The following is a 13,039-nucleotide window of genomic DNA, read 5'->3' as shown; positions in this document are numbered from 1 at the left end:
CTTATTTGTCTGCATATTTTAAATAGTTATGATTTCTAACTCTGGGTTTGTACAGAAAAATATTTTATATGTGTTAATTCAATACCCTTTGATGAACAAGAGTAAAAATGTGATTATTTTTTCATCTTCTCTTTTTGTTTTGACATTTGTGATTTCATTATTTAGCGCTATGTTCAATACAAATATGCTCAATGGTAATAATAGCTCGAATTTGGTTTTTGCACAAGAATCCGTAGCAACAATGGCAAATTCGGTTTCTGCCAGTAATAATAGCATAATTTTTAATAACTATGAAAATAGTGATGTTGGTGTTTCTCTAAAATATCCTTCTAGCTTTTTGATTGACGACAGCAATTCAAATGACACAGTACAACAGATAATCTTTTTCCCTGCATATGTTGATGATTCGGGAGTATCTCCAGAGACATTTATTTCATGGTTTGATATTTACGTTCAAACCTTTTATCCACCTATTTTCTATTCCCCTGATAATGTAAGTGCTTATTTGGAAGATCGTACAAATGCTATTCAAGAACAAGATCAAGATGTTACTATAGTAGAAGCTTCAACTGATTCATTATTAGCAGGTCATCCAGCTTATAAATTAGTAACAAGAAGCTATTCTGGTAATGAAACAATTGATACTGTCGAGTACGGGATTATACGTGACAATAAGCTGTATTCGATAAGCTACCAGGTAAATACTTCTGACTTTCAGAATTCTCTACCAATAACAAACAAAATGATTTATTCTTTTGAGATTGATTCAAATAGTTTGTCAGATTCTCTAAAACAGCTAACCAATTCAACAGGACTGACCGGGCTTAAAGATAAACTGCCTATGCTGCAAGGGATATTATCTTCCTTGAGTATAAGCAATATTACAGATAATTCTTCAGGGCTGTTTAACAAGTCAGAGATAAATAACTCTACCAAAACCATACTAGAAAATCTCTTAAATTCCTCTTCTGGAAATATTCTAAACATCTCTTCTATAATGAAATCACTCCCAGCGATTAATTTACAAACAATCTGTGGTATCCAACTTTTGTCAGATCTTTGTAGTGGAGGAACTTTTTCTCATCCATCCTTTGACATGGGTAATTCTCTATTAAATAACGAGAGTTCAATTTCCGGCCTAGTCAATATGCTTAATTTCTCCAAAAATCCAAATGGTGACTTTAACCTCTCAGGATTTAAGGAGTTATTGGGTCCATTTGCGCTGCTTGCTTCTCCTTCTACTTCAAATTCACCATTCTCTTCCCTAGAGTCACCTTCCTCTACCTCCCCATCTTCCTCATTTAGCGATTCGCCTTTTTCTTCTTTTTTTCCACCCAATGAGTCTGATACCTCCTTTTTAAACCAAATGTTTTTAAATAAGAGTAACAATGGCACTGCATCCAACGATACCACAATCTTTAACCCTTTTGAAGCCTTATTTGGAGGTAGTTTTGGTGGCAGTGGTAGTAATAGTAGTGGTAATATTGGCGCCGAAGGAAATGACACCGGTCTTGGTTTCTTTAACAATGGTTACTTCAGAAATGACTCTTTGAATTCTTTTATGACACCTAATTTACAAAGTAACGAAACAGTCGATATATTGAAATTGTTAGAACTCTTGCGGGGTGGTGGCGGCGGTACTTAACAAAAGGTGCTTAACAGGAAGTAGCACCTAATAGATTAGATCCTATTTTTTGCCCCGTTATTATAGTAATAAAGAACAAACTTTCAATCTTTACTATTTTCTTATCAACTTCTTTTTATTTGATAAATAGTCATTAATAAGAACTCTGTCAATTTCTTTAGGATTGATATATATTGATTTTCCGTCAACTGATCTGGCCAGTTCGTTGACAAAGTCTAGCAGAGTATCTTCCTCACTAACCATTATCGTATCAAGGTCTATGCCTTCTTTTTTTAGTTTCTTTGCTTCTTTAATCGTCTGTTCTCCTATGTACTGGTCAATCTGCCTATACCTATAACACAGGTAGACGGTTTGCTTGTCATGAATATCAAATTTTATCCTATTATTCTCTGAATTCTGAGAGCCTATTCGATCCTTATCAGGAATATAAAAATGTGAATAAGGTCTTTGTTTCATGATTTTGTCTTTCTCGTTTTTGGTATCTATAAAACATGCACTTGGATGGCCGTCTGTTATCATTACAATCCTTTTGTTTTTGGCACCATCCTTCTTCAGAATCCTTTTTGCAAACCTATATGCTGCTTGATAGTTGGTGTAGTGTAGGAAATCTGCATTTGGTTCAAATGTTTTTAAAAAAGGAATATCCATCGGATTAATCCGTGACGCTATGGATCCGAAACCAATCGTATGGATAGAATCCAGAGGGAAAAATTTCTTGTTTAATATAAACAAGCTCCATAATGCACGCTTTGAAGCTTCTATCCTACTTAGATCATTATACATTGATGAATACTTCATTGTTGAACTCAAATCAATGCAATAAACAGTAGCAACTTGAATTTCTTCCAGAGTGTCATAAATCTCTATATCTTCATAAGAGATGTCCAGAGGAAATTCAATCCTGTTATGAATGTCATCATTGCTTTGGTGATGATCTTCATAGTATCTTTCTACGAAGTTTCTTATTGTCGAGTTTACGTTTATGTTGGAGATCTCATTTCCATACTCATACTTTTTAGAAGTTTCCTGAACCATGCTTCCGTACCCAGCAAACTTTGTTTCATGCATCCCTATTTTGTCTGATTTCAAGGTTTTAATTATCTCTGCAAGTATCTGCTGACCTATTTTTAGAAACCCTTTTTTGTTTAACCATTTGTCAGAATCAACCAGATAACCTTTCTTAATTAGTTCAGTAACAATCGGCATATTATTATCTGAAAATGTATGCTCAGTAAAATTAAAATTTAGACTATATTTTTTCTGACTAGTCGTGGTGACCGAACCTGACGATTCATCCTGCCCCTTTAGATAACGTGCTCTATCGGGTCCATTGTTATCTTGTTCTTGATTCGATAAAGCATGTTTGTTAGATCTGGACAAATGGTCTTGAGCCTTTGTTTTTTCATCAGCAATCTTTCTCTTTTGTAGTTCATTAAAATATTCCTGAAGATATGATTCCAGTTCTTTAAGAGTGGGGGGACTATCTTTAATGGCTTTGTTGCCTATTGCCTTTAATATATCTGGAAAAAACTGTCTTAACAGGTTGTTTCTTGCTCGAATTTTTTCCTGGTCCATAAATGGATTCTGCTGTTGTTGTTGGGACTTTTGCCTCGAATTTCCTAAATTTTCTTGAGTTCTGCTCCTGTCTTCCTCGTACTCGTCACCAGAATTTGCAAGTGGCTTTGAAAAATAGGTAGTTCTTTTCTCATGCACGGCTGCATTTTTTTGACCCGATTGATCTTTGGTTCCATTCCTCCGAAGAGGAGCCTTAGTATTGTTGTTACTATTATCAGAACGATATCTGTTACTATTTATCTTGCCATCTAACCCTTTCAATTCGTTTATTCTCTAATTTCGAATGTGTCTTCCCTTTTGTCCAGTATTGGTGGGGAACTGAACCTTAAATATTCAAAGAGCAGCTCAGATGATGTTGCTAAAAGTTCTTCGTTACTGTCTTCCTTATCTTTCCATACCCCTTCGAACTGTATATATTGAAGGTTCTTGTCAATTTCATTTTGACGGGCCTTTTGAACAAAGTAATCTTGTTCTTGTCTTATCTTAGCAATTACACCTCTTAACGTCTTTGATATCACTGGAAGGTGCCTTAATTGATCTGTATACAAGTATGAACCAGTCTTTGATTCTTTTGCAAAATTTGTTCCCTCTGCAGTACTTACCGATTGAGCTGATGTGCGCTTATATTGATTTTGAACCACGATAAATGATTTGTTCCTAAACTCGTTTTTAATGGATATTAGGTCCTGGGGCTTGAAAAATTCGTTAAAAAAATGTAAGCATGTCTCTTGAATTACTTCATTGATTATATTATTTAGAAATATCGTCTTATTTTCAGTCGTATCTTCTATTTCATCTAGTTCAAACTTTGACGACTGAAATATACATTGTAAATCTGAGAATCTAGGTATAGTTTTAACGTTATTTACCAGAGAACGAGCCCTCTCTACTTCACCGACTATAGCTTCAAGGGAATGAATGGTTGACCGGACACTAACTCCTCTATCGCTATTGATATCGGGATGGTTTCTAATTTTTTGGAAAATTCTAGTTATTGTTTTTAGCATGAAAATTGGCAAAAAAGTTTGATCTCTATTTAGCATATCCATTTCCTGTACCAAAATTAGGGTTTCATCATCAATCGTATTGGGATAGTGTGTTTCAATATGGCTCTTTAGCCGATCGGCTAATGGTTCTATTATCTTTCCAGAATGTGTGTAATCTATGGGATTTGCCGTTGCAATGATTTTCACATCCGGCTTGAAAAATACAGGGTAAGCACCAGTGGTAAATCTTCCTTCCTGTAATACGCTAAGTAACGTTACTTGTTTTCGGGGATCTAGGACAGGTAACTCGTCAAGACATAATATCCCATATCTGGCTTGAAGTAAATATCCCGGAGAATATGAATCAATATCAAAAACTTCAATACCTTTTTTAATGATTTTGACAACATCGATCTGGCCTACCAGGTCTTTAACAGAAATGTCGGGGGTTGCCAGTATGTATCTGTACCTCTGTTTACCGTCTAACCATTTTATCTTGGTGTCTAAACCATTATTTTTGATTAATTCTTCACAGTCCTTTGAAACATAAAATTCTGGAAGCATCTTGTCAATTGAATTTCCGTTTAACAAATCGACAAGATGAGTATAAGGCATTTCGGTTGGAATATCATTTGTCAAAGTTCCTTCCACTATGGGGATAGGTGACAAGAGATTCTCTGAAATTAATTCAGCAAGTTTGGTTTTTCCTTGACCAATGTGACCTACAAACAAGATGTCATGTCCAGCAAGGAGTGCTCTCTTTATGGCTGGGATAACTGTATCATCAAACCCAATAATCCCTACGAACGGATTTTCATTATTCTTGATTTTACTAATCAGATTTTGTCTTAGTTGATTCTTTACTGGTTGATATTTGTAATTGATTTCTAAAAGGTCTCCTAGTGTCTTTATATCTTTGTAGTTATGTGGCACTCCAAAAAAAGTGGCCTGTTTGAACGTTGGGGAAGTAGAATATGAGGTTTTGACCAATTTTAGAATAGAATCTGCGCGAGACAATCTTTGTGTGAAATTAGTTCCCATTTATTTAAAAATCTATGCAAATGGTCAGTCATTTCTAAATTACAAATCGATTAATTGATGGGCTTGTTTTTCTTTCCGGACCAAATTTTCTTGTACCTCATATACCAGAGTACGAGTATTATGAAACCTATTATGATGCCAAATAGGGAGTATACATAGAGATTTGTCACCAAAAAGCAATATTTTCTAAGATCATAGGACTGCTGCATCAACTCCTCTTGAAATTGTGTATTTGAATCCTGTTGCTGCTCCTGCTCCTGCGGTTGCACCTCTACTCCCTGGTTTGCGAAATTACTATTGTTGCCTACCACTCCCCCTTCGTTAGAACTACTGTTAATTACGGGTAAAGAATTGATTTGAGTAATACAATTGCTTCCTTCAAGGTTCAATATTATAGCGAAAACTGAAAATATACAAATTAGTAAGGTAGAAATTTTCAGATAGTTGTCTTTTTTGATAAGGTAGTACGCCCTCCAACCCAATATGATTTTTCTAAAATCTTATCCTATAAAAACCAAAATGTAATTATTTCAAATATCTAATCTCCTAAAAAATTTCTACTCCTTATAACTTTGATAAAAGATTTGTACTGATCACGAAAGGATAATACCAGTCGACCTTCTGCTATATTGTTTTGAATTACTTTCTAAAATTTGTAATATACGTGAGAGGTGGAATGTAGATTTGGCAGTAGCACGAGTCCACTGATCGCACAATAGAGAAATTTTTATCGATCTGATATCTCTGTTTTTATAATGAAGCTCCAAAATAAGGTTTTTTCTATTTATAAGGTATCAGGAGTTGAGAAAGACCTTTGCAACCGTAGTATTAGGCGTACTTGATATATCCACCTTTACTTTCCCCAAATTTTCAAATATGAGAACAAGGAATTCCTTGATAAATAGAGACCACATTTCTCCTAATTTATGTTGTATAACGTAAACGTGTTTTCCATCTTCTTCGATTCTGTGATCTGAATTTATTCCTATTACCTTCATATACTGTTCGAGGACCTCTAAGACTGAAAAGAGGCTATAATTTTTCTTTATAAGGAGCACAGAGTCCTTTAAAAAGCTAAAAGCTATTTGTGAAAGTTCTTTTACCAAAGATTCCTTAAATTTTGAAATATCGTCGATTCCATTTTCAGAACCTGTTCTGATTACTTGATCCATCACACTTGACAATATTATCTTTGGGATTGGGATCATTCCAATTTTATTCTCGTATCTTTCCCAGTTGGAGTATCTCCGTAGAATCTGATTAATAAGGACATTCAACGATGTTTCCCTGTAATCAGCTTCAAATTGTAGTTCTTCTATGACCGAACTTTCGAGTCTAAATGTGATGCTTCTAGTCTTACTTGGTTTGTTCTCATAGGCTTCATTCTCTTTCAATTCTATTGTAAATCCTTATATCATAAATGTAAATTTGTTATTATGTCTTTTATCTTGTGTCTAGCCATAGTTATCTAGCAGAGGAGGAGGCTATCATCTTTAATTTGACTACCAAATTCCGTTTCATAAGCATCATTCAAAAAGACGCATAGATTTTTCTTCTATTGCTTTCCAAAAATTCTGATTATTGACTGTTTGATTACTTCAACTAATCCAAAGATATCAATTCACATAATCTTGTTTATTCATAAGATGCTATATTCATAATTCCTGTTCGCAAAAACTAACTACACGCATATTTAATTCGCTATAGCGTGTTTTCATTTGAAAAAATTCCATATTTCTAATAAGCAAGGCAAATAATAATTTAAGAATGATTACCAGAATAAGCAATTATACAGATAAAGTTATTTCTTGTCGGTTTGTTTTTTGTCTACGAAATGTCTTACCAGAAGAAAAAAAAGCTTTAAACAAAATGATTAATGCGAATGGCTCTTAATGTGGATGTGCATGGATGATTCTGCGAATGTCTTAAGATTGCTCTCATTGCTAAAAAAATCTTCAGAAATTCCATGAAAAAAAAGCTTTCGATAAAGGCAAGCCACCTTATTTGAAAGCAAACTCACAGCATCTAGATCATGTGAAGACCAAATTATGGTTATTTTTCTTTCCTTGTTTAGTTTTGTCAAAAGTTTGTAGAATAATTTCAATACGGCCGCATCTATAGCTGTATCCGGTTCGTCCAAAATCAGCAATTCTGGATCATGAATAAGTGCTTTAGTTATCATGACCCTTTGTTGCTGTCCTCCTGACAAATCGCCGATTCTTTTGTCAAGATATGCTGTAATACCTGTCAATTCTATCAATTCTTTAACTTTTTTTTCATCAAAAGCTTTCCCACCAACAGAACCCAATTGTATTATTTCCTTTACTGTTGCAGGAAACCTTGGATCAAAACTATTTGACTGAGGAATATACCCTATCTTTTTATAAATTTCTTTTGCGTGATTTCGTATGTCTTTATCAAATAATCTTATATTACCAGTATACTCTTTGTTCAGCCCTAGCAGACATTTAAAAAGAGTGGTTTTACCAGCGCCGTTTGGTCCAATAATACCTAAGAAATCTCCTCTGTCTATTTCAAAGGATACATTATCTAAAATAACTTCTGAGCCATTTCTGAAGCTTACATTGTTTATTTTGACAAGAGGAGTTGAAGCTATTTTCTGCACAGACATATATACATTGTAAATTAATAAAATGAAGGTTTATAAATCTAAATCCAAAATTAAACAAACTTCCGTCGGATTTCTAGACATCATTCAATGAACATCTTTTCTTGGAAAGTAATATTTGATTTAGTCGTTTCCAAATAAGTGATTGGTCTATAACCTCTTGGTGAAGTAGTTATTTATTTCCAATGTATAGGCCAGGGATATTAAAATTAGGCAATTCTGGAAGCTTAAATTCTGGGAGCGGTGGCAGTTTGAAATTTGGGAATGGGGTATATGGTTGGGGATTGTCATAATTGGGTTCTGATTGTGATTGAATTTCTTGTAAAGGCAAATTCGGCCTTGCTTCCAAAGTTGCAACAAGGTTTATTGTTTGCCCGTTACGGTTAACGGTCAAATCTACTTTGTCTCCCACCTTTTTGTTAATGTCTAAATAGGAAATTATATCATCAATTCTTGATACAGGGTTGTTGTCTATTGCAATTATAATATCCTTATCTAGTATTTGTTGTTCCCCAAATCTGTTTCCCTGAATTAGCATTCCTTTCAAACCTGCTTTGTCCGCCGGTCCATTTTGCACAACATTCTCAATTAGTACACCTTTGTAATTAAGAGGTAATCCAAACATTTCAGCTAAAGTGGGCGATAACTTTGATCCTGATATTCCTAACCAAGGATGTTGGTATGTACCTGTTTTTATCAACGGAGGTATTATTCTAATGATATCGTTGGAAGGAATTGCAAATCCAACTCCTGTATAAGCTCCTGTATTTGAAAATATCGCAGTGTTCATGCCTACGACATTACCATCAAGGTCTATTAGTGGGCCTCCTGAATTTCCTGGATTAATAGCGGCATCTGTCTGAATTACATTAGGAATCGAGTAACCTAAGTCTGAGTTTGGCAACAGTCTGCCTATTTGGCTAACAATACCAAATGTTAAAGTATTATCTAGCCCATATGGGTTACCAATTGCCAAAACCGGATCACCAACTTTCAATGAAGAGGAGTTTGATAATGTTACTGGAATCAATTTTTCGTCCACTGGATTATCCAGTTTCAGTATAGAAATGTCTCCATATGGATCTACGCCAACCACTTTAGCAGTATAACTGTTACCATCATTGAAAGTAACTATTATGTTAGTTGCAGAACTAACAACGTGATAATTCGTTATGATAGTACCTGATTTGTCATAAACAAATCCAGAACCAAACTTCATTGCGTATGGACTATTACCTGTCGAATCGTAAGACCCATTTGGAGCGTCTGTAGGTTGATATTCTGTACTTATTTGAACCACAGAATCTTTTACTTTATTGAATATATCGTTTAACAATGAATTATTCCCATTGCCAAACAAACCTAAATGTTGTTCTAAGCTTTGATTTTGACCAAACGCTTGTGGGGAATGAATAATCGCTAAACTTGTAAAAAATATCAAAATCAACAAGGCATACTTCATTTTGGACAAAAAAATCAATATGAGACTATAGCCACGATTATATTTATATTCTATACTTTTACGTTTTACATCGATAAAAGATTCATTTGAAAATTGATATAGTTCGTTGCAAAATGACTACAAAACCTATATGCTCTAAAGATATTACATCAGAAGAAACCTTGGGGGATGACATTATGATTCCCCATGAGCCAATTTATGACTATTAATCAAATACATGACCTCTATTGACCATTCAAAAATTAGTATAAAAAGACTTTTTAATTGGAAAATAGTTATCTTCTTTAAGTTCTATGCCCTGATCGAGAATTCTTTACAATGATAACAATTGCTTTGTAATGTTATAGTCTTATATTACTAATTTTGAATCAGTGACCGTTTTATCCGGTTTACAAAGATCGTAGCTGGAAATCTGTAAATACTCGTTTTGTTTTGATATTGGGAAAAACATGCCGAAAAATCGAGCTATCTAATAGTATTTTGGAGGCTTCGAAATAAGGTTTGATTAACATTTGAATTACTGAACAAACTTTGTTCTTGAGAAATCATTTGGAGTATTTTGTAGAATGGGTTAAATAATTTATTTCGAACTTTTTGTAGGATGAAATATCTCTGGATAAATTCGTTAGTATTTTCAGCGCTAATGATTACCGTTTCAAGTATCGCAGGTACCCCACTGCATACAAATAAGGTGTACGCTCAGGCCGTGGATTTGATAGAAATTAATAGTGGAAACCAAACCTTAGATAGCGGATTACCACAATTTTATGACTGCATTGATGATAAAATAGATTCAAGCAAGGGTGTTGAGGAAGATTCGTACTTTGAAAAGGAACCAACCAAACATGAGGTAAAAAGTTGCTATAATGAAATTCTTTTGGGAAGCGCACCACATGATGATGGCGATGATAATGATGCAGATGTCAAATTCGGAGGCGAATAATCTGGAATGATCATGAATCAAAATCTAAAAACTGCTTTAACAGTATCATGCATAGTTTTCTCGGTATTGATTTTGGCACAATTAATGGTCGTTGAACCAGCCAACGCTTTAACAAGGTATTTTAATTGTGTTACAAGAGCTGCAAATCACAATGGATCATTCTCAGTCGAAAATGCAGAAGCGTGCTATGATAAGGTATTCAAAGGTGCACTAGACAACGATGATTTCGGTAAAACAATAAGATAAGAACAAAAAGGAAACAAAATAAAAGATACTAGGTAACAAACTACATTTCTAAGGTCTCCCCCGACAATTTCCCACCTCTTTCTTTAGTTAATTACTACCAAATGAAAATCAAATATTAACAATAATGACTCAGGTAGGCAGGCTCCTTTTATTAGTACAAAAAATGATTTTCTGATACAGAATTTCTTGTATAAAAAAACTAATCTGTGACTATTATTCAGCCAACCAAACAAACAACCAAACAAACAACCAAACAAACGACCAACTATCCGATCGACAGGACGACCATCCCGCCAACAAATCGCGATCAGGATTCCAACTAGCCCAGGTTATTTTTACAAATATTTTTTATGGTACATCTACAAAATTATAGCATGAAAGATTTGAACCAGGGAGAACTTGCCTCTGCGACAAGTGGTAAAAATTCCTTAATTTTGTTTTATGCTGATTGGTGTTATTATTGTAAAAGTTTCATCCCTATATTTGAAAATTCAATCAAAAACCTGAACGATAATACAGTCCTTATTGGTAGTGTAAAACTGAACGAGGATGAAAACCCATTGTGGGATAAATATGGTATCAACGCAGTACCGACTTTAATTGCCTTCTCTAAAAACAAAATACAGCATCGTAGAGATGCAAAGAAAGGAGTAGGACTAACAAGGAGAGATATAGAAGCGATTTTGTCTAATATTGGAGCAAAGTCGTAAAATCGTTTTCTAAACGAAGCTACCTTTTTATCTATTTGACATTTGAAATCTATTATACAGAGATGTTTGAAATGGAGTGGTGCGCATGACTAAAATGAAGAGTTTGATGATGATATGTACAACATAAATAGATATTTAAGATTAAAAGAAAAACTGAAAGAATTACGTACTATAGCCTTAACTGGTATTGCAGAAGCAGGGTCTGGACATCCTGGTGCGTCTTTTTCAGCTGCAGAGATTATGGGCTGTCTTTATTTTCAAATAATGAATAATGATATTAAACATCCTTCTAATCCAAATCGAGACTATTTCATCAATTCAAAGGCTCATTCAGCACCGGGTTACTATGCTACTTTATCTCTTGCTGGATCTTTCCCAAAGGAAGAAATCAAGACTCTACGAAAATTGAATTCACGTCTACAAGGCCATCCTGTAAGATATAGCGAAATGCAAAAGCATCACAGCGTCCCAGGAATTGAATATTCTGGGGGGTCTGAAGGTATAGGTCTTTCCGTATCAATTGGAATATGCCTGGCTAATAAGCTCGACAAGCGGGACAATATGGTTTATTGCCTTCTGGGTGATGGCGAGACAAATGAAGGTCAGATATGGGAGGCATCAATGGCTGCTGCAAAATTTAAACTTAATAACCTTATTGCCATATTGGATAGAAATAAGATTCAACAAGATGGATTTACAGAGGAGATTATGCCAATCGACCCTGTCAAAGAAAAATGGCTTTCTTTTAACTGGGAAGTGGTTGAAATTAATGGTCATAAGATTGAACAGTTGATTCCAGAGCTTTTAAAAAGACCTACTGACAAACCCAAAATAATAATAGCAAATACGGTGAAGGGGAACGGAATAAAACATATGGCTAACAATCCTCAGTGGCATGGGAAAGCCCCTTCAAAAAAACACTTGCCATTGTTAGTAAGGGAGCTCGAAGGTGAATATATGATTTCTCCTTCTATTATAGCAGGAGCGGATGGAATCAGTGAGGAAAGCTTGAAGCAAAAAATAGCAAAAGCAGAGCAGTACGGTGCAGATATGATACACCTAGACGTGATGGACGGAAAGTTTGTTCCAAACTCGACATTCTTCTTTGATACTATCAAGAAATTGCGTAATGGAACTAGGTTGCCTTTTGACGCTCATCTGATGATCCAAAAGCCTACCTTAGTCTTGGATCGCTATATTGATGCCGGGTGTGATGTCATAACTGTTCATGCAGAGGCTTGTAGTAACGAACAGGAATTTGAGAGGATCAATTCTAAATTAGTATCAAATGGTGTTAGCCCTGGGCTAGCTGTAAATCCCGGCACCGATCTACCAGAATGGATTTTCTCATATCTTGATAATCTTGATGTTATCATAATAATGTCTGTAAATCCTGGTTTTGCCGGGCAAAAATTCATTCCGGAGGTTTTACCTAAAATGAAAAAAATTATCCCTCTGCTGAGGGAGAGGGGATTTAAGGGTTATTTTGAGGCTGATGGTGGAATAGATCTATCGACGATAACTCAGTGCTTTGATGCTGGTTGTAGGATTTTTGTAATGGGAAATGCAATATTTGGTCATAGCAATGTTGACAAGAGGATTAGTGAAACTAAGTTCTTGCTCGATTCTTATCTTGAGAAGAGCCTGCTCGAGGAATCACGGTCTTTAAATCTTGAAGAAGATTGGATTAAAGGCCGTAGGAATATAATAGAACAATTTAATTTATCGAGATAATTGAAAACTAATGACGAGGGTGCAAAAATGTTTGACGTTAAAAAAAAAGATATAATGTATGATGGTGA

At 34.8% G+C, this 13,039-nt stretch carries 11 protein-coding genes; 5 read left to right on the top strand and 6 right to left on the bottom strand.

The window, feature by feature from the left end; genetic code table 11:
* Positions 1-91 precede the first annotated feature (91 nt).
* Positions 92-1,645, top strand: a complete 1,554-nt coding sequence (locus tag NMY3_RS13885) for a PsbP-related protein (RefSeq protein WP_196816418.1) — start codon at positions 92-94, stop codon at positions 1,643-1,645.
* A gap of 93 nt (positions 1,646-1,738) precedes the next feature.
* On the opposite strand, the gene NMY3_RS13880 is transcribed toward NMY3_RS13885, so the two are convergent.
* The 6 genes from NMY3_RS13880 to NMY3_RS13855 form a co-directional block, all read right to left on the bottom strand.
* Complete coding sequence (locus tag NMY3_RS13880) at positions 1,739-3,481, bottom strand: hypothetical protein (RefSeq protein ID WP_196816417.1); 1,743 nt, start codon at positions 3,479-3,481, stop codon at positions 1,739-1,741.
* A gap of 5 nt (positions 3,482-3,486) precedes the next feature.
* Positions 3,487-5,223 (bottom strand): AAA family ATPase, encoded by a 1,737-nt coding sequence (locus NMY3_RS13875; RefSeq protein WP_196816416.1) that lies wholly within the window; start codon positions 5,221-5,223, stop codon positions 3,487-3,489.
* A gap of 74 nt (positions 5,224-5,297) precedes the next feature.
* A complete protein-coding gene (locus tag NMY3_RS13870) occupies positions 5,298-5,636 on the bottom strand; it encodes a hypothetical protein (protein ID WP_196816415.1) in 339 nt (112 codons plus the stop codon).
* Between the two features lie 405 nt (positions 5,637-6,041).
* Complete coding sequence (locus tag NMY3_RS13865) at positions 6,042-6,641, bottom strand: hypothetical protein (RefSeq protein ID WP_196816414.1); 600 nt, start codon at positions 6,639-6,641, stop codon at positions 6,042-6,044.
* A gap of 479 nt (positions 6,642-7,120) precedes the next feature.
* On the bottom strand, positions 7,121-7,873 hold the full coding sequence (locus NMY3_RS13860) for a metal ABC transporter ATP-binding protein (protein WP_231100100.1): 753 nt from the start codon (positions 7,871-7,873) through the stop codon (positions 7,121-7,123).
* Between the two features lie 175 nt (positions 7,874-8,048).
* On the bottom strand, positions 8,049-9,338 hold the full coding sequence (locus NMY3_RS13855) for a S1C family serine protease (RefSeq protein ID WP_231100421.1): 1,290 nt from the start codon (positions 9,336-9,338) through the stop codon (positions 8,049-8,051).
* Positions 9,339-9,939: 601 nt separating this feature from the next.
* On the opposite strand from NMY3_RS13855, the gene NMY3_RS13850 reads away from it, so the two are divergent.
* The 4 genes from NMY3_RS13850 to NMY3_RS13835 all read left to right on the top strand — a co-directional run bounded on the left by NMY3_RS13850 (position 9,940) and on the right by NMY3_RS13835 (position 12,971).
* Positions 9,940-10,281 (top strand): hypothetical protein, encoded by a 342-nt coding sequence (locus tag NMY3_RS13850; RefSeq protein WP_231100099.1) that lies wholly within the window; start codon positions 9,940-9,942, stop codon positions 10,279-10,281.
* Between the two features lie 12 nt (positions 10,282-10,293).
* Positions 10,294-10,527, top strand: coding sequence for a hypothetical protein (locus NMY3_RS13845; RefSeq protein WP_196816410.1), 234 nt, complete (start codon positions 10,294-10,296; stop codon positions 10,525-10,527).
* A gap of 374 nt (positions 10,528-10,901) precedes the next feature.
* Positions 10,902-11,237, top strand: coding sequence for a thioredoxin family protein (locus NMY3_RS13840; RefSeq protein WP_196816409.1), 336 nt, complete (start codon positions 10,902-10,904; stop codon positions 11,235-11,237).
* Between the two features lie 114 nt (positions 11,238-11,351).
* Positions 11,352-12,971: a ribulose-phosphate 3-epimerase gene (locus NMY3_RS13835; protein WP_196816408.1), complete on the top strand. Its 1,620-nt coding sequence runs from the start codon at positions 11,352-11,354 to the stop codon at positions 12,969-12,971.
* Positions 12,972-13,039 lie beyond the last annotated feature (68 nt).

Source organism: Candidatus Nitrosocosmicus oleophilus (assembly GCF_000802205.1).
GTDB lineage: Archaea > Thermoproteota > Nitrososphaeria > Nitrososphaerales > Nitrososphaeraceae > Nitrosocosmicus > Nitrosocosmicus oleophilus.
The sequence above is the reverse complement of the archived record's forward strand: the minus strand, read 5'-3'. Positions and strand labels throughout refer to the sequence as shown.